This window comes from Telluria mixta, assembly GCF_029223865.1.
GTDB lineage: Bacteria > Pseudomonadota > Gammaproteobacteria > Burkholderiales > Burkholderiaceae_D > Telluria > Telluria mixta.
The window spans coordinates 4,036,073-4,055,592 of record NZ_CP119520.1 but is presented as its reverse complement, the minus strand read 5'-3'; the positions used below and the strand labels follow the sequence as shown (position 1 = coordinate 4,055,592).

General features: G+C 64.8%; 20 protein-coding genes. 5 read left to right on the top strand and 15 right to left on the bottom strand.

Annotated features, from left to right (window positions below; translation table 11 throughout):
* The first annotated feature begins 6 nt into the window (after positions 1-6).
* Positions 7-1,425, top strand: coding sequence for a M16 family metallopeptidase (locus P0M04_RS18065; RefSeq protein WP_259447707.1), 1,419 nt, complete (start codon positions 7-9; stop codon positions 1,423-1,425).
* Between the two features lie 45 nt (positions 1,426-1,470).
* Here P0M04_RS18065 and P0M04_RS18060 read toward each other — a convergent pair whose 3' ends face one another.
* The 10 genes from P0M04_RS18060 to rpsO all read right to left on the bottom strand — a co-directional run bounded on the left by P0M04_RS18060 (position 1,471) and on the right by rpsO (position 11,068).
* Positions 1,471-1,659, bottom strand: coding sequence for a hypothetical protein (locus P0M04_RS18060; RefSeq protein ID WP_259447708.1), 189 nt, complete (start codon positions 1,657-1,659; stop codon positions 1,471-1,473).
* Positions 1,660-1,738: 79 nt separating this feature from the next.
* Entirely contained in the window at positions 1,739-3,631 is a 1,893-nt protein-coding gene (locus P0M04_RS18055; protein ID WP_259447709.1) for a hybrid sensor histidine kinase/response regulator, read from the bottom strand.
* A 10-nt stretch (positions 3,632-3,641) separates the two neighbouring features.
* Positions 3,642-4,979, bottom strand: a complete 1,338-nt coding sequence (locus tag P0M04_RS18050; RefSeq protein WP_259447710.1) for an ATP-binding protein — start codon at positions 4,977-4,979, stop codon at positions 3,642-3,644.
* Positions 4,976-6,004, bottom strand: a complete 1,029-nt coding sequence (locus P0M04_RS18045; protein ID WP_259447711.1) for an ATP-binding SpoIIE family protein phosphatase — start codon at positions 6,002-6,004, stop codon at positions 4,976-4,978. The genes P0M04_RS18050 and P0M04_RS18045 overlap by 4 nt, the downstream gene beginning before the upstream one ends.
* Positions 5,992-6,459 (bottom strand): anti-sigma regulatory factor, encoded by a 468-nt coding sequence (locus tag P0M04_RS18040; RefSeq protein WP_259447712.1) that lies wholly within the window; start codon positions 6,457-6,459, stop codon positions 5,992-5,994. The genes P0M04_RS18045 and P0M04_RS18040 overlap by 13 nt, the downstream gene beginning before the upstream one ends.
* Positions 6,459-6,815, bottom strand: a complete 357-nt coding sequence (locus tag P0M04_RS18035; RefSeq protein ID WP_036230674.1) for an STAS domain-containing protein — start codon at positions 6,813-6,815, stop codon at positions 6,459-6,461. Before P0M04_RS18035 ends, P0M04_RS18040 begins: the two co-directional genes overlap by 1 nt.
* A 9-nt stretch (positions 6,816-6,824) precedes the next feature.
* Positions 6,825-7,694 (bottom strand): STAS domain-containing protein, encoded by an 870-nt coding sequence (locus P0M04_RS18030; protein WP_259447713.1) that lies wholly within the window; start codon positions 7,692-7,694, stop codon positions 6,825-6,827.
* A gap of 342 nt (positions 7,695-8,036) precedes the next feature.
* Entirely contained in the window at positions 8,037-8,246 is a 210-nt protein-coding gene (locus P0M04_RS18025; RefSeq protein WP_259447714.1) for a hypothetical protein, read from the bottom strand.
* Positions 8,247-8,505: 259 nt separating this feature from the next.
* Complete coding sequence (pnp, locus tag P0M04_RS18020) at positions 8,506-10,614, bottom strand: polyribonucleotide nucleotidyltransferase (protein WP_259447715.1); 2,109 nt, start codon at positions 10,612-10,614, stop codon at positions 8,506-8,508.
* A gap of 184 nt (positions 10,615-10,798) precedes the next feature.
* Entirely contained in the window at positions 10,799-11,068 is a 270-nt protein-coding gene (rpsO, locus tag P0M04_RS18015; protein WP_259447716.1) for a 30S ribosomal protein S15, read from the bottom strand.
* Between the two features lie 187 nt (positions 11,069-11,255).
* Here rpsO and P0M04_RS18010 point away from each other — a divergent pair, with 187 nt between their 5' ends.
* The 4 genes from P0M04_RS18010 to P0M04_RS17995 all read left to right on the top strand — a co-directional run bounded on the left by P0M04_RS18010 (position 11,256) and on the right by P0M04_RS17995 (position 14,023).
* Complete coding sequence (locus P0M04_RS18010; protein WP_259447717.1) at positions 11,256-11,747, top strand: hypothetical protein; 492 nt, start codon at positions 11,256-11,258, stop codon at positions 11,745-11,747.
* Positions 11,748-11,761: 14 nt separating this feature from the next.
* Positions 11,762-12,268, top strand: a complete 507-nt coding sequence (locus P0M04_RS18005) for a hypothetical protein (RefSeq protein WP_259447718.1) — start codon at positions 11,762-11,764, stop codon at positions 12,266-12,268.
* Positions 12,269-12,333: 65 nt separating this feature from the next.
* Positions 12,334-13,068 (top strand): hypothetical protein, encoded by a 735-nt coding sequence (locus P0M04_RS18000; protein WP_259447719.1) that lies wholly within the window; start codon positions 12,334-12,336, stop codon positions 13,066-13,068.
* Between the two features lie 322 nt (positions 13,069-13,390).
* A complete protein-coding gene (locus P0M04_RS17995; RefSeq protein ID WP_259447720.1) occupies positions 13,391-14,023 on the top strand; it encodes a phasin family protein in 633 nt (210 codons plus the stop codon).
* Positions 14,024-14,105: 82 nt separating this feature from the next.
* Here the strand turns inward: P0M04_RS17995 and pssA are convergent, their stop codons facing one another.
* The 5 genes from pssA to P0M04_RS17970 form a co-directional block, all read right to left on the bottom strand.
* Positions 14,106-14,966, bottom strand: coding sequence for a CDP-diacylglycerol--serine O-phosphatidyltransferase (gene pssA, locus P0M04_RS17990; protein ID WP_259447721.1), 861 nt, complete (start codon positions 14,964-14,966; stop codon positions 14,106-14,108).
* 86 nt (positions 14,967-15,052) lie between these two features.
* Positions 15,053-15,817, bottom strand: coding sequence for an SIMPL domain-containing protein (locus P0M04_RS17985; protein WP_259447722.1), 765 nt, complete (start codon positions 15,815-15,817; stop codon positions 15,053-15,055).
* A 170-nt stretch (positions 15,818-15,987) separates the two neighbouring features.
* Positions 15,988-17,004 (bottom strand): ketol-acid reductoisomerase, encoded by a 1,017-nt coding sequence (gene ilvC / locus P0M04_RS17980; RefSeq protein ID WP_036230707.1) that lies wholly within the window; start codon positions 17,002-17,004, stop codon positions 15,988-15,990.
* A 74-nt stretch (positions 17,005-17,078) separates the two neighbouring features.
* Positions 17,079-17,570, bottom strand: a complete 492-nt coding sequence (gene ilvN / locus P0M04_RS17975; RefSeq protein WP_028104341.1) for an acetolactate synthase small subunit — start codon at positions 17,568-17,570, stop codon at positions 17,079-17,081.
* Positions 17,570-19,294, bottom strand: a complete 1,725-nt coding sequence (locus P0M04_RS17970) for an acetolactate synthase 3 catalytic subunit (RefSeq protein WP_056330513.1) — start codon at positions 19,292-19,294, stop codon at positions 17,570-17,572. Before P0M04_RS17970 ends, ilvN begins: the two co-directional genes overlap by 1 nt.
* Between the last annotated feature and the right edge of the window lie 226 nt (positions 19,295-19,520).

Sequence of the window (19,520 nt, the reverse complement as noted above, 5' to 3'; positions counted from 1 at the left end):
GCCCCGATGAAACAACTGATGCTGACGATGATCGTGGGTGCCTTGTTCGCCCATTCGGCCCAGGCGGCCGACGTGCCGAAAGAAACGATGCCGGCCGCGATGCCTGCGTATGCGAAAGACAAACCCCTGCCCGTCCCCCACATCGGCAAGAAGACCTTGTCGAACGGCCTGCAGGTGTGGATCGTGCCGCGCACCGGCATCCCGCGCGTGGACATGGTGCTGGCCGTGCGCGACGCGGGCTTCGCCGCCGACGACGCGAAGCACCCGGGCTTCGCCGAGCTGCTGGCCGGCCTGCTCAACGAAGGCACCGCGAAACGCGACTCGCGCGCGATCGCGGAAGCGGCGCAGGGCATGGGCGGTTCCGTGGCCGCCGGCGCCAGCGCGGACGGCATCTCGGTCCAGGCCAGCGCCCTCGCCTCGCAGGCCGGCCCGATGATGCAGCTGCTGGCCGAAGTCGCGCGCACGCCGTCGTTCCCCGACAATGAAGTGGCGCTGGCCAAGGCGAACGCGCTGCAAACCCTGCGCGTCTCGGAGACGCAGCCGCGCTTCCGCGCCGAGCGCGCCATCAGCCGCGCGATCTATGGCGACCATCCGTACGGCCACATGACGCCGACGGCCGAGGCGATCGAGTCGACCACGCAGGAACTGCTGCGCGGCGAGCACGCGAAACGCTTCCGCCCGGAGCGCGCGCTGCTCGTGATCACGGGCCGCATCAAGGAAGCGGACGCTTTGAAACTCGCGCAGAAGGCGTTCGGCGACTGGAAGGCGAGCGGACCGGCGACGGCCGAGGTGCCGAAAGCCACGGCCACGGCAAAACCCGTGCACCTGCTGCTTGAGCGGGGCGGCAGCGTGCAGTCGACGCTGCGCCTGGGCAGCCCCGGCATCGCCGCAACGAGCGCCGACCAGATCCCGCTGCGCCTGACCAGCACGATCCTGGGCGGCGGCTTTTCGAGCCGTGTGAACATCAAGCTGCGCGAAGAAAAGGGTTACACATACGGCGCATCGGCCGGCGCGCGCCTGCTGCGCGAAGGCGGCAGCATCGTCGGCGGCGCGGACGTGCGCAACGAAGTCACGGGTGCCGCCCTGACGGAGTACTTCAACGAGTACAAGCGCATCGGCGCGGACCTCGTCTCGGCGGACGAGATGAAGATGCACAAGCGCTACGTGGCGGGCGGCTACCTGCTGAGCAACCAGATGCAGCGTGCCGTCGCGAACACGCTGGCCGCCAACTGGCTCGTGGGCCTGCCGGCCGAGTTCCTGGGCCAGTATGTGCCGCTGATCGAAAAGGTCACGCCGGAACAGGTGCGCGACGTGGCGAAGAAATATTTCGCTCCGGAGAATCAGTCCATCGTCGTGGTGGGCGATTCGAAGGCCGTCGGGGAGCAGCTGAAGGCGTACGGGGACTTCACGGTCACCGACAAGTAACCGCCTTCGAATAAAAAAGCCTCCCGGATGCGAGCCCGGGAGGCTTTATTTTTTGCTCGACTGTTTCGAACCGCCGCTCGACGACTGCTTGGTCTCGCCGTGCTCCGCGCGCTGCTTGTTCACGATGCGCGACGCGACCTCTTCCTCGCGGCCGGGATAGCGGTGTTCCTTCTTGAATTCCGTCTCGAGCTTCTTGAACTCGCGCTCGCGTTTCGGGCTGGCTCCCTTGGGCATGATGGCCTCCATCCGTTGCAATGATGGCGCCAGATTAGGCCGATGACGCGCGAATGTACGTGCGCTGACGCACGTTGCATCAGCCCTGCAATGCTTTTTCCAGGTCTTCCAGCTCCGCCGGCTTGACGAGGTGCGCATCGAACCCCGCCTCCTGCGCCTTGCGCCGGTCTTCGGGCGAACCGTAGCCCGTATGCGCGACAAGGCGGATCGACGCCAGCTGCGGATGCTGCTTGAGCATGCGCGCCAGCTCGTAGCCATCCACGCCCGGCAGGCCGATGTCGAGCACGATCACGTCCGGCCGCAGTTCCAGCGCCATCTGCACGAGGTTGCCCGCGTCCGCCGTCGTATGCGCCTCGTAGCCCATCTCCGCCAGCAGGAACGCCATCATCTCCATCGCATCGACGTTGTCGTCGACGAGCATGATCTTGCGGCCGCCCGATGCCGGTGCCGGTGCTTCTGCCGTTGCCTGGGGCGCCTGCGCGCCCTGCTCCGCCGTACGCAGCACCGGCAGCTCGACGGTGAACGTGGAGCCGAGGCCGATGCCCGGACTCGTGGCGGACAGCCGGCCGCCGTGCATCTCGAGCAGGCGCGAGACGAGCGACAGGCCGATGCCGAGGCCTTCCGGCGCGCGGTCCGGCGGCACGGCGGCCTGCGCGAACATGCCGAAGATGCGCGACAGGTTGTCGTCGGCGATGCCGATGCCGTTGTCCTGCACGGCGATGCGCACGACGTCGCCCGCGAGCGTCACCTCGACCCTGATGCGGCCGCCCTTGGGCGTGAACTTGGCCGCGTTGTGCAGCAGGTTGCCCATCGACTGCGCCAGGCGCACCGGGTCGCCCATCAGCCAGATCTGGCGCTCCGGCTGGACGACTTCCAGCTTGTGCTCGCGCGCCGCGATCAGGGGGCCGGCCGTTTCGACCGCCTGCGCGATCACGCCTTTCAGCTCGACCTCTTCCTGGCGCAGGACGATCTTGCCTTCCGAGATACGCGCCACGTCGAGCAGGTCGTCAACGAGGTGGGCAAGGTGATCGACCTGGCGCGTGATGACGTCGCGCGCACGGGCCTGGCGCTCGTTGGCGCCGTTGCCGGACGCGCCCAGCAGCGCCGCCGCATTGCGGATCGGCGACAGCGGATTGCGCAGCTCGTGCGCGAGCGTCGCCAGGAATTCGTTCTTGTTGGCGTCGGCCGCGCGCAGCAGCGCTTCCATTTCCTTGCGGCGCGTGATGTCGCTCGTCACGCGCGCCACGCGGTACACCTGGTCGTGCCGGTCGCGCACGGGGAACAGGCGGTCGCGCACCCAGCGCGGCGAGCCATCCGGCATCGTCACGCGGAATTCGGCTTCGTAGTGCGGCGTATCCTGCACGGCCTCCCACAGCGCCCCGACGTAGGCGCGGTCGTCCGGATGCACGGCCGTGAGCCAGCTGTCCGGCTCGCGCGCAAGCGTGTCGACGGGGCGGCCCCAGATCGTCGCGTAAGCCGGGCTCACGTACTCGAGTGCGCGCGCCGGCACGGAGAACATCCAGAACACGTCCTCGATATTGTCCGTGAGCTGGCGGAAGCGCTCCTCGCTGTCGCGCAGCGCGCTCTGGGTCTGGCGCATGCGCAGCAGCGCGTTGACGTTGGCAATCAGCTCGTCGGCCTCGATCGGCGCGGCGAGATAGTTGTCGGCGCCGCCCTCCAGGCCGCGGATCTTGTCGGCCCGGCCCGTCAGCGCGGCCGACGTCTGCAGCACGAGGACCATCGCGCTGTCCGGGTCGGCCTTGATGCGGCGGCACACTTCGATGCCGTTGATGTCCGGCAGCTTCACATCCAGCAGCACGAGCGCGACGCTGCTGCGCTTGACGACGGCCAGCGCGTCGGTGCCGTTGCTGGCCTCGACGACGTCGAAGCCGGCGCTCTGCAGGATCCGCGTCTTGGCGTAGCGGGCGCCGTCGTTGTCGTCGACGTTGAGGATCAAAGTCGGGGTAGTCATGTTGCGTTCCTCAGGTTCCATCGTTGCGCGGCGAAGACTTGGCCGGGAAGAGGCGCGGCAGCACGAGGCTGAAGGTGGAGCCGACGCCGGGCTGGCTGACCACGTCCACGCGGCCGCCGAGAAGGTCCGCCAGCTTGCGGCACAGGGGCAGGCCGAGGCCCGTGCCCTTGCTGCGCCGCTGCAGCGGGTGTTCGATCTGGCTGAACTCTTCGAAGATCAACTGCAGGTTCTCCGGGCTGATGCCGATCCCGGTGTCGGCCACCGCGAACGTGATGGTATCGGCGTCGGGGTCGTGGAAGGCCGACACGCGTACCGCGCCCTGCTCGGTGAATTTCAGGGCGTTCGAGATGAAGTTGCGCAGCACCTGCGAGATCTTGCCCTCGTCCGAATCGAATGCCTCGGTATAGTCGCACGGTTCGAAGATCAGGTCGACCCGCGCGTCGTCGACGAGCGGACGAAGCATGCCCTTGAGCGCGCGGAACAGGTTGTCCACGACGATGGGTGCCACCAGCACCTCGACGCGCCCCGCCTCGATCTTGGCCAGGTCGAGCAGGTCGTTGACGAGCTCCGACAGGTCGGACGCGGCGGCCTCGATGAACCGCACCTGGCGTTCCTGCTCCTGCGTGAGGTCGCCGTCCATGCGGTCCAGCAGCAGCTTGGCCAGCGCGCGGATCGACGACAGCGGCGTGCGCAGCTCGTGGCTCGTATTCGACAGGAAGCGCGACTTCATCTCGTCGGCCTTGCGCAGGCGCTCGGCCTTGTCTTCGATCTCGGCATACAGCGCGACGATGCCCCGGTTCGTGTCTTCCAGCTCGCGCGTCAGCGACAGCAGGTCTTCCTGGCGTTCGCGCAGCTCCGCCAGGGTGGTGACCAGTTCGCGGTTCTGCAGCTGCAATTCGTTGTACGTGTTCGCGACGGGGCTGTCCTTGGCCAGCTGCGCCGCGATCTCCGCCAGGCGCGCATTGTCGACCCACGCCTGCGGCGGCAGCGCCTTGCGCATCGTGATCACGCCGGCGCCTTGCGCGTCCTGCGCGACGTCGCACTCGTCCATCAGGCGGTGCGCGGTGACGACGGCATCGTCCGGCAGCGCGCCCTGCGCGCCCCTGCCGCCGCTGATCGTCACCTCGAGCGACTGGCGCCGGCCCGCTTCGCGGATCAGGAACGCGGCGCGGCCGCCGAAGCCGGCCTGGCTGGCACCGCGCGCCACTTCCGAGACGGCGGTGGCGATGCGGACCTGGTCCTGCTGCGAAAACCCGAGCAGGTGCGAGACCTGGCGCGCGCGCTGGCGCACGAGCACGACGTCCTGCTCGTCGTCGAGGCCCACTGCCAGGATGCGTTGGACGTTCATGCCATTCTCCGGCGCGCGACCAGCACCATCGCGTCGTCGCGGCGGCGGATGTAGTCGCGCATCAGCACGGCCGCCACAAGCGCGGGCGCATGCACGTGGAGGCCCGGATACGCGGACAGGTCCCACTGGGTCTGGATACCGTCCGAGGCCAGCACGCACAGCGCGCCGGGCGGGAACGGCACCGTGAATTCCTGCACCTTGCGCATGTTGTGGCCCACGATGCCGTTGTGCGAAACGAGCGCGCGGCGCGCCATGCCGTCGTGGACGATGGCGCTGACGTTGCCGATGCCGGCGAAGCGCACCTCATCGCTGCGGTAGTCGATGCGCGCCACGGACAGAGCGGCGCCGCGCGTGATGCGCAGCAGCTCGTGCGCCGTCTGCACCACCTCGCCGGGCGCCGCGGCCGGACGCTTTTCCAGCGCCTCGATCGCACCCGCGGCGGCCTTCGCGGCTTCCGGCCCATGACCGAGACCGTCCACGCCGAGCAGGGTCGCGCCGTCCGGGTCGCACGTCACGCCCCAGCCGTCTCCGCACTCGTCCTCGCCGGCGAGGGGTGTGCACAGCGCGCCCACGTCGATGCCGCACGGCTCGGACGGGACCGCGCCGCGCCAGATGCGCATGAAGAATGCGCTGCCGCGGCCATGCTGGGTCCATGCGTCGAATTCATCGGCCTGGCGGCGCAGCGCACCGAGGCCGGTGCCCGCCGTGCCGGCCGTCGAGACGCCGTCGCGCAGCGCGAAGTCGAGGTCGGCGATGCCGGGGCCGTTGTCGACGGCGACGACGTCCACGCCCGGCATCGCGACGCCGGACTGCGTACGCATGATCGTGACGGTGCCTTCGCCCGCGTGCTTGAGGATGTTGGTGGCCGCTTCCGTGATGATGATCGCGAGGCGGCCGGCCTTGACATCGTCGAAGCCGAGGGCATCCGCCAGCTTTTGCCCCGCGCGGCGCGCGGCGGCGACGTCGCTGGCGTGGGTGATGGCGAAGTTGAGCTGCGGAGACAGCGAGCTGATCAGCGTTTCCATTTGACGACCGACACCGCAGTGCCCTCTCCCGTGCGGGAATCGATGTCGAATTCGTCGACGAGGCGCTTCGAGCCGCCCAGGCCGAGACCCAGGCCGCCGCCCGTCGTATAGCCGTCGCGCAGCGCCATGTCGAGGTCCGGGATGCCCGGACCGTTATCGATGAAGATCAGGCCGATGCCCTTGCGGAAGCCGTCCGTCAGCGCATCGAGGTAGACCATGCCGCCGCCGCCGTACTTGAGCGTGTTGCGCGCCAGCTCGCTGGCCGCCGTCACGAGCTTGGTCTGGTCGACGAGCGACAGCGCGATCGCGACGGCCCGCTCGCGCACGTGCTTGCGCAGGGCGACGACGTCCTCGTCCGACCGCAGCGGCAGCGCCGTGCGTTCGGTGCGGTCCTGGCGGTGCCGCTCGAGCAGTTCGGACTCGAAGACCACCGGGTTGTTGAGAGCAGCGCTCATCAAAAATTAGTCTTTCCCAACAGGGCCATGCCCTTCTCGACGTTGAGTGCCGTCTTCACGCCGTGCAGCGTGAGACCCAGTTCGACCAGCGTGATCGCGACGGCCGGCTGCATGCCGACGACGACCGTCTGCGCATCGAGCACGCGCGCCATCGCGGCCGTATTGCTGATCATGCGGCCGATGAACGAGTCCACCAGGTCGAGTGCGGAGATGTCGATCAGCACGCCCTTGGCACGGTCGCGCACGATGCGTTCGGTGAGGTCGTCCTGCAGGGTCATCGCCAGGCGGTCGTGCATGTCGACCTGGATCGTCACCAGCAGCAGGTCGCCCATGCGGAGAATCGGGATGCGTTCCATGCGCAGTCCTTACGCGGCAGCGTGGCGCTTGATGACGGACGTGCCGGTGCGCTCGAGCGCGACGAGGAACGCGTCCGCCAGCGTGGCCTTGGTCACGACATCCTCGAGGTTCACGCCCAGGTGCACGATGGTCTGCGCGATCTGCGGACGGATGCCGCTGATGATGCAGTCCGCACCCATCAGGCGCGCGGCCGCGATGGTTTTCATGAGGTGCTGCGCGACGAGCGTGTCGACGGTGGGCACGCCCGTGATGTCGATGATGGCGATCGCGGCGCCCGTGTCGACGATCTTCTGCAGGATGTTCTCCATCACCACCTGGGTGCGGGCCGAATCCAGCGTGCCGATCAGCGGCAGCGCGAGGATGCCGTCCCACAGTTTCACGACGGGCGTCGACAATTCCAGCAATTCCTGCTGCTGGCGCACGATGATCTGGTCGCGCGCGCGCTGGAACACTTCGATGGTGTACAGGCCCATCTTGTCGAGCAGCGAGCTGACGGTCCACGAGGCCGCTGCCAGCGCGGCCGGGTCGTTCGCCAGGGCCTGGTTCAGGTGCTTGAACAGCGGCTGCTTCAACGAAAACACGAAGGTCGCCGTCTCACTCGGCGTGGAACCGTTCCTGGCGCGGGTCGACGAGATCTCGCTCAGGATGTCGCGGACTTCGTCCCACGAACGATGGTCGATGTTCTGCAGCTCGCCGCCGCGCGTCGCCTGGGCGAACGCCGCCAGGAATTGCTGGCAGTGCTTGCGGAGCTGATCTTTCGAGACGACGTTCGACCGAACCGTCAACGCTTCCAGCTGCTCGATCCATTCCGCGCCGATGTCGGCCTGGTGGTCCTGGATGAGCTGGCTGATGCGGTTCGCGTAGTCCTGGGTCGTCATCTGTGTTCCTTTTTTGGAGTGATAGGTTGTGCCGTTTGGACCAGTTTGCGGCCCCGGCAATTCTGTCAAATGACCAACTATACCATCCATTTCCTGAGCTACACGACACGATAGGCGGGGAAACCTGAATATATTCTGCCGGTTTACGACGTCCGCCGACACAGGTTTACCAAACTTGTGACTTAGGGAAACTTCTTTTGGTAAATGCCGGGGAAATTCGAATTCTGTAGGCGTGGGACGCCAGAAACAAAAAACCGCCAGGCTCACGCACTGGCGGTTTTAATGGCTGATGAACAGGGGTACTACATGGGGTAACAAACGACACTGCTGCATGACGCCGGCTCACGCACGCTTTGCTTTCTCTTCCGCCGTCAGGCGCTTGCCGACGACAACGATGGTGATCAGCGGGGATTCCATGACGGGCGATTCTTCGACGATGGTACGGGAAGCGACTTCCAGCGGCGCGGCAGGTGCTGCGATTGCGTTCGCGACGCTGACGGCGGCGACGACGGCTGCGACAAAGATCGATTCCATGTTCTTGGCGATGTTCATTTCTGTTCTCCGTTTGGTTGGGTGTATGGACATTATGCGAACCGGAAAGATATAAATCCAATTTCATGTTCAAATACTGGCCATTTCCCCAAAGAATATCTCGGCAACCATGAACGGCTGAGATATCACATCAGTGAATGAGATAATCCAAGATCATGAATGAGATGGCAGGAATGGCAGTTTCTCGCACGAATGGGCGTAAAAAAACCGCCAGGCTCACGCGCTGGCGGTTTCATTCGGCTGAACAGCCGGCGGAGGCTTACTGCGCCGTTGCCGCCGCGTCATCCGCAGCCGCTGCCTTCATCGACAGCTTCAGGCGGCCGCGCTCGTCGGTCTCGAGGACCTTCACGCGCACCTGCTGGCCTTCTTTCAGGTAGTCGGCGACGGCGTTGACACGCTCGTTGGCGATCTGCGAGATGTGCAGCAGGCCGTCCTTGCCCGGCATGACCTGGACGATGGCGCCGAAGTCCAGCAGCTTCAGCACGGTGCCGTCGTAGGTCTTGCCCACTTCGACCGATGCGGTCAGCTCTTCGATGCGGCGCTTGGCTTCCTGGCCGGCGGCGGCGTCGACCGACGCGATGGTCACGATGCCTTCGTCGGTGATGTCGATCTGCGTGCCGGTTTCTTCGGTCAGCGCGCGGATGACGGCGCCGCCCTTGCCGATCACGTCACGGATCTTCTCCGGGTTGATCTTGATGGTGATCAGGCGCGGTGCGAAGTCCGACAGTTCCGTCTTCACGGACGGCACGGCCTTCTGCATCTCGACCAGGATGTGCTGGCGGGCTTCCTTGGCTTGCGCCAGTGCCACCTGCATGATTTCCTTGGTGATGCCCTGGATCTTGATGTCCATCTGCAGCGCGGTGATGCCTGCGGTGGTACCGGCCACCTTGAAGTCCATGTCGCCCAGGTGGTCTTCATCGCCCAGGATGTCGGTCAGGACGGCGAACTTGCCGCCTTCCTTGATCAGGCCCATCGCGATGCCGGCCACGTGGGCCTTCATCGGGACGCCCGCGTCCATCAGTGCCAGGCAGCCGCCGCAGACGGAGGCCATCGACGACGAACCGTTCGACTCGGTGATTTCCGACACCAGGCGGACCGAGTAGCTGAACTCTTCCGGCGACGGCAGTGCGGCGACCAGCGCGCGCTTGGCCAGGCGGCCGTGACCGATTTCGCGGCGCTTCGGCGTGCCCACGCGGCCGGTTTCACCGGTGGCGAACGGAGGCATGTTGTAGTGCATCATGAAGTCGTCGGTGTACTCGCCCATCAGCGCATCGATCTTCTGGCTGTCGCGGCCGGTGCCCAGCGTGGCGATCACGAGGGCCTGGGTTTCGCCGCGGGTGAACAGCGCGGAACCGTGAGTGCGCGGCAGGACGCTCGTGCGGATCGAGATCGGACGCACGGTGCGGGTGTCGCGGCCGTCGATGCGCGGCTCGCCTTCCAGGATCTGCGAACGCACGACCTTGGCTTCCATGTCGAACAGGATGTTGCCGACTTCGGCCGCATCCGCTTCGACGCCCTGCTCGGCCAGGCCAGCCAGCACTTCGGTCGACAGCGACTTCAGCTTTTGCTGGCGCGCCGATTTTTCGCGGGTCTGGTAGGCGTCGCGGATCTTCGCGTCGGCCAGTTGCGCCACCTGGGCGATCAGTGCTTCATTCTTCGGTGCCGGTGCCCATTCGACTTCCGGCTTGCCGCCTTCTTCGACCAGCGCGTGGATCGCGTCGATCACGGCCTTCATCTGCTCGTGGCCGTAGACGACCGCGCCCAGCATGACTTCTTCCGACAGCTGCTGCGCTTCGGATTCGACCATCAGCACGGCGTGTTCGGTACCGGCGACGACCAGGTCCATCTGCGAGGTCTTGAGCTGGGTCGTGGTCGGGTTCAGGATGTACTGGCCGTTCGCGTAGCCGACGCGGGCCGCGCCGATCGGGCCGTTGAACGGGATGCCGGCGATGCACAGGGCAGCCGAGGCGCCGATCATCGACGGGATGTCCGGATCGATTTCCGGATTGACGGACAGGACGTGGATGATTACCTGGACTTCGTTCAGATAGCCTTCCGGGAACAGCGGACGGATCGGACGGTCGATCAGGCGCGACGTCAGCGTCTCCTTCTCCGACGGACGGCCTTCGCGCTTGAAGAAGCCGCCCGGGATCTTGCCCGCGGCATAGCTCTTCTCGATGTAGTCGACGGTCAGCGGGAAGAAGTCCTGGCCTGGCTTGGCATCCTTCTTGGCCACGACGGTCGCGAGGACGACGGTGTCTTCGACCGACACGACGACGGCGCCACTGGCTTGACGGGCGATTTCGCCGGTCTCGAGGGTGACGGTATGGTCGCCGTACTGGAAGGTTTTCGTAACTTTGTTAAACATGGGTAATCCCTTTCTATTTGCCGACAGATTTTCAGGCGCTGTCGTTCACCTCACGACGGGCAACACTATTCTTACTGCAGGGTAAAACTCAACAACGGCCAAAACGAAAAATGCCCGCGACAGTGAAACTGACGCAGGCATTTCGAAGCTTGAGCCGTCTGGCGCAATGCTCAGGAACTGCTGATTACTTACGCAGGCCGAGCTTGGCGATCAGGTCGCGGTAACGGTTCAGATCCTTGGCCTTCAGGTAAGCCAGCAGGCTCTTACGACGGTTGACCATCATGATCAGACCACGACGGGAGTGGTGATCCTTCTGGTGTTCCTTGAAGTGGCCGTTCAGTTCGTTGATGCGGGCGGTCAGCAGTGCAACCTGGACTTCCGGCGAACCGGTGTCTCTGTCGCCGCGTGCGTTGTCCGCGATGATCGCGGCCTTGTTGATGTTTTCTACGGTCATGATGTTGCCTTTCACATGCGGTGCAAGAGTCGGAACCCAGCGCACCGTGAATTAAAAAAAACCTGGCCCGAAGGCCAAGACCGGGAAGTATATGTGAAAAGCGCAGGCGAAGCCAGTTTTTCCGCCGCTTCCGTTAAAATCGCCGGGTTGGCGATGCCACAATGGCATCCCCCTGAACGGTACAACCATGAAAACAACTCTCATCACCCTCGCCGTCGCCCTGTCCCTGTCCGCCTGCTCGACCTTCAGCCGCACGCCGCCGGCCGGCACGCCGCTGGCCGACGTGACCGCCAAGCTGGGCAAGCCGGACGCCGTCTATCCCGACCCCGCCGGCGGCCAGGTGCTGGAATACCGCGGCCAGCCGATGGGCCAGTTCCAGCACATGGCGCGCATCGGCGCCGACGGCCGTCTCGTCTCGTACGAGCAGGCACTCACGAGCGAAAACTTCGCCAAGGTGCAGCCGGCGCGCTGGACGAAGGACGACGTCCTGCGCAACTTCGGCCGCCCCGCCGAGGTCTCGCGCGACCGCGCGACGGGCGACGAAGTCTGGTCGTACCGCTACAAGCAGGACGGCGTCTGGAACTCGTACATGAACATCTATTTCAACGTGCGGGGCGAAGTACGGCGCACGGGCAACACCCCGGACCCGCTGCTCGACGACCGTTCGAAGGGCCTGTAATTCAGGAGATGACGATGAATGTCCGGTTCCATTCGATGCTATGCGCGGCCGCCGCTGCGCTGACCCTGGCGGGCTGCACGACGATATTGCGCCAGCCGCCGCCCATCGGGGCGCCGCTGACCGCCGTCACCGCGCAGCTCGGCCAGCCGAACGCCGTCTATCCGGACCCCGCCGGCGGCCAGGTGCTCGAATACCGCGGCCAGCCGATGGGCCAGTTCCAGTACATGGCGCGCATCGGCCCGGACGGCCGTCTTGTCTCGTACGACCAGGTGCTCACGAGCGAGAACTTTGCGAAAGTGAAGGTCGACCGGTGGACCAAGGACGATATCCTGCGCAACTTCGGCCGCCCCGCCGAGGTCTCGCGCGTGTACGCGCACGACTACGAAGTCTGGTCGTACCGCTACAAGGAAGCGGGCGTGTGGAATTCGATGATGAACGTCCACTTCGACGCACAGGGCGTCGTGCGCCAGATGCTCAACGGGCCGGACCCGCTGTACGACGAACGCTTCCGCCGTTGGTAAGCGTCGCCGGCGGGCGCAACAATGTGTGAGGATATGGCGACCGGCGCTGGCTATACTGGGCCGACATGATCGCCACCGCCCCTGTCCTGCTCCCGCCGCGCGACCGCCGCCACGTCGGCATCGCGGTCACCATTGTCGTGCATGCCGCCCTGATCTTCGGCTGGCAGATGACGCGCCGGCTGCCCGCTATCACACCTGATCCGCCGCGCTCGACGATCCAGTGGATACGGTTGCCGGCGCCCGCGGTGCCGCAGCCGCGGCGCGAAACGGAGGAGCGCGAGCCCGAGCGCACGCACGTGGCGCCGCGCGCCGGCGCGATCACCCTGCCCCGCGTGACCGTGCCGGCCGCACCCGCCGTGGCGCCGCCGACGGCCGACACGCCCGCCGCCGCGAGCACGCCCGCGCCCCCGGCAGCGCCTTCCGCCGGCGCCACCATGCTCGAACGCGCACGCCGCGACGTGGGCGCCATCGACCGCGCCCTGCGCAAGGAAAACAATCCGTATATCGTCGCCCCGCCGGACAGCCCGCAGATCCGCCTGCGCAAGGGCATCCAGGCGGCTGCCGACATGGCACCCAACGCGTGGTACGAGGCACCCAAAGTGGCGGAACTCGTGAACAACACGGGCGACGGCGCCCGCCGCAGCCGTGTGATCTCGGGCGGCGGCACGTACTGCGTTACGGAGCGCGCGCCCACGACCAGCATCGACATGATCGAGAAGCACGGCAAGACGAGGATCACCAGCTGCCCGGAACACGAATCCACGGCCAACGCGCAGGAATGGCGCACGGCGCGGGATTGATGCCAAGGCGCCTTTTCAATACTCCCCGACAGAACTGCTGCGACGCAGCAATCCAATATTAGTTTCCGAGCAAATACAGACGAAAAAATCGTTTGGCCGATAGGGCTGGAAACAGGTCAAAGCAGACAAAAACGTCGCGTGCACGATTGAATCCGACATTGAAAAGCCAAAGAAATCGTCTAGGCTAACGAACTCGCGCTGGAACGCACTTTTGCAGTGCAGCGCGATTGTGCGATGCGGAATCTCGATATTGATTGATTTAAGGCATCTTTATGCCACGCATCGCAATCCACACAGCGGATACACTTTAATGAGGTCATCCATGTTCCTATTCTCGCAATCCGTTACGCCCGCAGTCCGTTCGCACCTGGATGCACAGGTCGCCTTTCTCAACGACGTGTCGAAGTCGTGGTCGCGTTCGATCCAGAACATCGTCGAGGCAAACATCCAGTTGAGCCAGACGCTGCTCGAAGAAACGAATATCGCCAGTCAACAACTGTTGACCACCAGGCATCCGACCGAGGCCATCTCGGCTGCCGCATCGCGTGCCCAACCGGCAGCGGAAAAGCTGCGCGCCTACCAGCAGCATCTGTCGCGTGTCGTGGCCGATTCCCAGGTCGAACTGGCCCGCGTCGCCGAGCAGCACGTTCCCCAGACGTCCCGTACGGCCAAGTCCCTGGCCGACGAGGTGGCGCGCGCCGCGTCCGAAGAAACGCAGAACAGCCTGCGCACCCAGCAGGACACGCTGAAGAACTTCCGCGATCCGTTCCAGCAGGGTGGCGGGAATGGCAGTGCCCACCGCGGCAACCTGCAAAGCGGCGGCAACGGTGCGGAGGCCGGTGTCCGTGTCGAAGCCGATGCGCGTGACGGGACGATCCAGGGCAACGTCCAGGGCAACGTCCAGGGCAGCCAGCAGGGCCAGCAACAAGGCAAGTCTGCGACCAAGGCAAGCTGACGCGAGCCCGAAACGACAACGGGACCGCGCACGGTCCCGCTTCACACGATGCCCCGCCTGGGGCATTTTTTTTGGCGCCGCGTCAGCGGCGCTCGCTCGGATCGAGCGTCTCTTCCTCCGTCTGGATGATGCTGACGGGCTTGCCCTTCGCAAGCCGGTACAGGTACACGGCATACCCCGACAGGCCATACACGACGAACAGCGGCCACAGCACCTTGGGCGGGTCGATCGCCAGCAGCGCCAGCGCGAGCGCGATCAGGAACACGACGATGAACGGGACCGACTTGCGGAAATTGACGTCCTTGAAGCTGTAGAACGGCACGTTGGTCACCATCGTCAGGCCCGCGAACAGCGCGATACCCCACGAGATCCAGTCGACCTTGCGCGCGCTGACGTTGATGTCCGGGTCCGTCATCATCATCACGAAGCCGACGACCAACGCAGCCGCGGCCGGGCTCGGCAAGCCCTGGAAGAAGCGCTTGTCGACCACCTCGATGTTCGTGTTGAAGCGGGCCAGGCGCAGCGCGGCGCCGGCGCAGTAGACGAACGCGGCGATCCAGCCCAGCTTGCCCAGGCCGCGCAGCGACCATTCGTAGATGACGAGGGCCGGCGCGGCGCCGAACGAGACCATGTCGGACAGGCTGTCGTACTGCGCGCCGAACTCGGACTGCGTGTTCGTCAGGCGCGCGACGCGGCCGTCCAGGCTGTCCAGCACCATCGCGATGAACACGGCCCAGCAGGCGTGGTCGAAGCGCTGGTTCATCGCCATCACGATCGCGTAGAAGCCGCCGAACAGTGCGGCCGTCGTGAAGGCATTCGGCAGCAGGTAGATGCCCCGGCGCGGGCGGGACGCGGCGGCGTCCGTCTTGCGGACGCGGCTGAAGCGGGCGAAGCGGGGCGCCTTGATGGCGCCGGGTTTGCGGCGTCGGGGTAGTGTCGGCATAGGTTTCTTTTTCTCAACAATGCACCGAGGTGGCGCGGACCCCGCCATTATAGTGTCCGCACCCCTCTGTTAGCGAACGGCTACCGTCAGCGGAATTTTACTTTGCCGACCAAACGCATCTGCAAGGTCGTCTCGCCCGGCTCGAAGCTCGGCTCCGGCATCTCGGCCATGTCCGCGCGCTTGGCCGACATGCGCATCATCTGCGGTGCCGCCGCCTCGGCCTGGCCGCCGGCGTAATTGCCGCTGCCTTCGAAGTCGACCGTGTCGATGACGGCATCGTTCACGTTGCGGCCCATCGCGCGCGCGATCGAGGCGATGCGCTCGTTCAGGTTGCGGTATGTGGCGGCGATGCGCTCGTCGTCCAGGCGTTTCGACAGCTCCGGGCTCAGGTGGTAGTCGATGCCGTTCAGGTTGACGACTTTCTGCGCGGCGGCGGCCGTTTTCGGCAGCGCCTGCAGGTTGCGCGTTTTCACTTCCAGGTACTGGCCCACACGCCAGCCGATCGGGACGCGGCGCGCAGTCTGGTTCGCCAGCGGACGCGGGCCGTCCGGCACTTCCGGATAGACGGGGTAGGTGTAATAGCCGACGGTCTTGAGTTCCGCCTGCGGATCCTCGCGGCGCACGATGTCGGTACCCTGCTTCATCTTCTGGTTGGCGCGGGCGGTGGCGGCCGCGCGGTCCTTGTCCTGCTCCTCGACGGCGAAGGTCACGGTCGCCTCGTCGTTGGCATGTTTCACTTCGCCGAACGCGGGCACGATGACGAGCGTGCCGCTCGTGGCCGGTGCGCTCTGGGCTTGTGCGGACAGCGCGGCACTCAGCGCGGTCAACAGGACGAGTTTTTTGATGGACATTGTTGTTCTCCTTGATTGCATGCGCGGCTGGTGCCGCGGCAGGAGAACGATAACCGGTTTGACGTAAAAGTCGAGTTTATGTAATGGAAAGTTGCAAATGATTGCAAACGAAGGACACAAAAAAAATCGCCCCGCGAGCGGGGCGATTTTCATTCAGCTGAGGATGCCGATCAGTTCTTCGACTGGTCGACCAGCTTGTTCTTGGCGATCCACGGCATCATCGCGCGCAGCTGTGCGCCGACCTGCTCGATCTGGTGCTCGGCGTTCAGGCGACGACGCGAGATCAGGGTCGGGGCGCCGGCCTTGTTTTCCAGGATGAACGACTTGGCGTATTCGCCGGTCTGGATGTCCTTCAGGACGGCGCGCATCGCGTTCTTGGTGTCTTCGGTCACGACGCGCGGGCCGGTGACGTATTCGCCGTATTCCGCGTTGTTCGAGATCGAGTAGTTCATGTTGGCGATGCCGCCTTCGTAGATCAGGTCGACGATCAGCTTCAGCTCGTGCAGGCACTCGAAGTAAGCCATTTCCGGAGCGTAGCCGGCTTCCACCAGCGTCTCGAAGCCGGCCTTGATCAGTTCGACGGCGCCGCCGCACAGCACGGCCTGCTCGCCGAACAGGTCGGTTTCGGTTTCTTCACGGAAGTTGGTTTCGATGATGCCGGCCTTGCCGCCACCGTTGGCCATCGCGTACGACAGGGCGATGTCGCGGGCTGCGCCGGACTTATCCTGGTAGACGGCGACCAGGTGCGGCACGCCGCCACCCTGGCGGTAGGTACCGCGCACGGTGTGGCCCGGGGCCTTCGGTGCGACCATGATGACGTCGAGGTCGGCGCGCGGCACGACCTGGCCGTAGTGCACGTTGAAGCCGTGCGCGAACGCCAGCACGGCGCCCTGCTTGATGTTCGGCTCGACGTTGTTCTTGTACACGTCGGCGATGTTTTCGTCCGGCAGCAGGATCATGACGACGTCGGCGGCTTTCACTGCCTCGTTGACTTCAGCGACCTTGATGCCGGCCTGCTCGACCTTGCCCCACGAGGCGCCGCCGCGGCGCAGGCCGACGGTGACGTTGACGCCCGATTCCGTCAGGTTCTGGGCGTGTGCGTGGCCTTGCGAGCCGTAGCCGATGATGGCGACATTCTTGCCTTTGATGAGGGAGAGGTCGCAGTCTTTGTCGTAGAAAACTTTCATTTTTTAATCCTGTGCTTTTCGTGTTTCGTTATTTTGTTTGGCGGGCACGGAGCCCGCCGAATGAATCGCCAGCGTCAAACCTTGAGGATGCGCTCGCCGCGGCCGATGCCGGAACCACCCGTGCGGACGGTTTCGAGGATCGAGGCGCGGTCGATGGCGTCGATGAAGGCGTCCAGCTTGCTCTTCGCGCCCGTCAGCTCGATCGTGTACGTTTTTTCCGTCACGTCGATGATGCGGCCGCGGAAGATGTCGGCGGTGCGCTTCATTTCTTCGCGCTCCTTGCCGACTGCCCTCACCTTGATCAGCATGAGCTCGCGCTCGATGTGCTGGCCTTCGGTCAGGTCGACCACCTTCACCACTTCGATCAGGCGGTTCAGGTGCTTGGTGATCTGCTCGATGATGTCGTCCGAACCCGTCGTCACGATGGTCATGCGCGACAGGGTAGCGTCTTCGGTCGGCGCCACGGTCAGCGTCTCGATGTTGTAGCCGCGTGCCGAGAACAGGCCCACCACGCGCGACAGCGCGCCGGCTTCGTTTTCCAGCAGGACGGAGATGATGTGTCGCATTACAGGTCCTCCGATCCGAGCAGCATTTCCGACAGGCCCTTACCCGTCTTGACCATCGGCCAGACGTTTTCGCTGCGGTCGGTAATGAAGTTCATGAACACCAGGCGGTCCTTCATGGCGAACGCTTCGCGCAGCGCGCCGTCGACGTCGCCCGGCTTCTCGATGCGCATGCCGACGTGGCCATAGGCCTCGGCCAGCTTCTCGAAGTCCGGCAGGGAATCCATGTACGACTCGGAATAACGCGAACCGTAGTCGAGTTCCTGCCACTGGCGCACCATGCCCAGGAAGCGGTTGTTCAGGAGGATGATCTTCGGCGTCAGGTGATACTGCTTGCAGGTCGCGAGTTCCTGGATGTTCATCTGGATCGAACCCTCGCCCGTGATGCAGGCCACGGTCGCGCCAGGATTCGCCATCTGCACGCCCATCGCGTACGGCAGGCCCACGCCCATCGTGCCCAGGCCACCGGAGTTGATCCAGCGGCGCGGCTTGTCGAACGGGTAGTATTGCGCAGCCCACATCTGGTGCTGGCCCACGTCCGACGTGATAAACGCGTCGCCGCCGGTGACTTCCCACACTTTCTCGACGACGGACTGCGGCTTGATCAGCTCATCCGAGGTCGCGTAGCGCAGGCACTCGCGGCCGCGCCAGTCCTCGATCTGCTGCCACCACTTCTGCACGGCCGGGTTCGGACGCTGCTCGGCGGCATCCAGCTGCGACAGCAGTTCGACCAGCACGTCCTTGACGTTGCCGACGATGGGGATGTCCACTTTCACGCGCTTCGAGATCGACGACGGGTCGATGTCGATGTGAATGATCTTGCGCGGGTTCGACGCGAAGTGCTTCGGGTTGCCGATCACGCGGTCGTCGAAGCGGGCGCCGATGGCGATCAGGACGTCGCAGTGCTGCATCGCCATGTTCGCTTCGTAGGTGCCGTGCATGCCCGGCATGCCGACGAATTTCTTGTCGGTGGCGCGGTAGGCGCCCAGGCCCATCAGTGTGTTCGTGACCGGGAAGCCGAGCTTGTCGACCAGCTTGTTCAGTTCGTTCGATGCATTGGCGAGGATGACGCCGCCGCCCGTGTAGATCATCGGACGCTCGGCCGCCAGCAGCAGCTGCACCGCCTTGCGGATCTGGCCGGCGTGGCCCTTGTCGACGGGGCGGTAGGAACGCATCTCGACCTCTTTCGGGTACGAGTACGTCGCCTTCTGCATGCTCACGTCCTTCGGAATATCGACGAGGACCGGGCCCGGACGGCCGGTGCGTGCGATATAGAAGGCTTTCTTGATGGTATCGGCAAGGTCTTTGACGTCCTTGACGAGGAAATTGTGTTTCACCACCGGGCGCGTGATGCCCACGGTGTCGCATTCCTGGAATGCGTCCTGGCCGATCGCATTGGTCGGAACCTGGCCGGAAATCACGACCATCGGAATCGAATCCATGTATGCGGTGGAGAGGCCGGTGACGGCATTGGTGACGCCCGGACCGGACGTGACCAGGCATACGCCCACTTCATTCGAGCTGCGCGAATACGCGTCGGCCGCGTGCACGGCTGCCTGCTCGTGGCGTACCAGGATGTGCTGGAATTTGTCCTGCTTGAAGATGGCGTCGTAGATGTAGAGAACCGCACCGCCGGGGTAACCGAAGACGTGCTTCACGCCCTCTTCCGCCAGGCAACGGACTACGATCTCAGCGCCCGTGATGGGAGCTGCTGCGTCGTTACTCATGATACGTTCCTTTCAAAACCCATAGGGAGATTGATCGGATGCTCGTCCCTGACGAGATACGTGTCACGCAACAGTGCTCATGCTTCCCTTCTCTCTGCGGTCACGTCGATCTTTCAGGATGCCGTAGGATCCTTACGAACCGGCGCTGGACGCAACTCGTTCAGCTTGAGTTACTGTAGCGGAATGCGAATCTCTCGCGCTTGTGGCACGGGTTGGAGCAAACTGC

What these genes read in the sequence shown, in the direction of transcription:
- ilvN (WP_028104341.1), bottom strand. Translation starts at nt 17,570, where the DNA reads ATGCGACACATCATCTCCGTCCTGCTGGAAAACGAAGCCGGCGCGCTG.
- P0M04_RS18060 (WP_259447708.1), bottom strand. Translation starts at nt 1,659, where the DNA reads ATGCCCAAGGGAGCCAGCCCGAAACGCGAGCGCGAGTTCAAGAAGCTC.
- P0M04_RS18035 (WP_036230674.1), bottom strand. Translation starts at nt 6,815, where the DNA reads ATGGAACGCATCCCGATTCTCCGCATGGGCGACCTGCTGCTGGTGACG.
- P0M04_RS18040 (WP_259447712.1), bottom strand. Translation starts at nt 6,459, where the DNA reads ATGAGCGCTGCTCTCAACAACCCGGTGGTCTTCGAGTCCGAACTGCTC.
- P0M04_RS18055 (WP_259447709.1), bottom strand. Translation starts at nt 3,631, where the DNA reads ATGACTACCCCGACTTTGATCCTCAACGTCGACGACAACGACGGCGCC.
- P0M04_RS18010 (WP_259447717.1), top strand. Translation starts at nt 11,256, where the DNA reads ATGAAAACAACTCTCATCACCCTCGCCGTCGCCCTGTCCCTGTCCGCC.
- P0M04_RS18005 (WP_259447718.1), top strand. Translation starts at nt 11,762, where the DNA reads ATGAATGTCCGGTTCCATTCGATGCTATGCGCGGCCGCCGCTGCGCTG.
- P0M04_RS17985 (WP_259447722.1), bottom strand. Translation starts at nt 15,817, where the DNA reads ATGTCCATCAAAAAACTCGTCCTGTTGACCGCGCTGAGTGCCGCGCTG.
- P0M04_RS18000 (WP_259447719.1), top strand. Translation starts at nt 12,334, where the DNA reads ATGATCGCCACCGCCCCTGTCCTGCTCCCGCCGCGCGACCGCCGCCAC.
- P0M04_RS18065 (WP_259447707.1), top strand. Translation starts at nt 7, where the DNA reads ATGAAACAACTGATGCTGACGATGATCGTGGGTGCCTTGTTCGCCCAT.
- P0M04_RS18025 (WP_259447714.1), bottom strand. Translation starts at nt 8,246, where the DNA reads ATGAACATCGCCAAGAACATGGAATCGATCTTTGTCGCAGCCGTCGTC.
- P0M04_RS17970 (WP_056330513.1), bottom strand. Translation starts at nt 19,294, where the DNA reads ATGAGTAACGACGCAGCAGCTCCCATCACGGGCGCTGAGATCGTAGTC.
- pnp (WP_259447715.1), bottom strand. Translation starts at nt 10,614, where the DNA reads ATGTTTAACAAAGTTACGAAAACCTTCCAGTACGGCGACCATACCGTC.
- P0M04_RS18050 (WP_259447710.1), bottom strand. Translation starts at nt 4,979, where the DNA reads ATGAACGTCCAACGCATCCTGGCAGTGGGCCTCGACGACGAGCAGGAC.
- ilvC (WP_036230707.1), bottom strand. Translation starts at nt 17,004, where the DNA reads ATGAAAGTTTTCTACGACAAAGACTGCGACCTCTCCCTCATCAAAGGC.
- P0M04_RS18030 (WP_259447713.1), bottom strand. Translation starts at nt 7,694, where the DNA reads ATGACGACCCAGGACTACGCGAACCGCATCAGCCAGCTCATCCAGGAC.
- rpsO (WP_259447716.1), bottom strand. Translation starts at nt 11,068, where the DNA reads ATGACCGTAGAAAACATCAACAAGGCCGCGATCATCGCGGACAACGCA.
- P0M04_RS17995 (WP_259447720.1), top strand. Translation starts at nt 13,391, where the DNA reads ATGTTCCTATTCTCGCAATCCGTTACGCCCGCAGTCCGTTCGCACCTG.
- P0M04_RS18045 (WP_259447711.1), bottom strand. Translation starts at nt 6,004, where the DNA reads ATGGAAACGCTGATCAGCTCGCTGTCTCCGCAGCTCAACTTCGCCATC.
- pssA (WP_259447721.1), bottom strand. Translation starts at nt 14,966, where the DNA reads ATGCCGACACTACCCCGACGCCGCAAACCCGGCGCCATCAAGGCGCCC.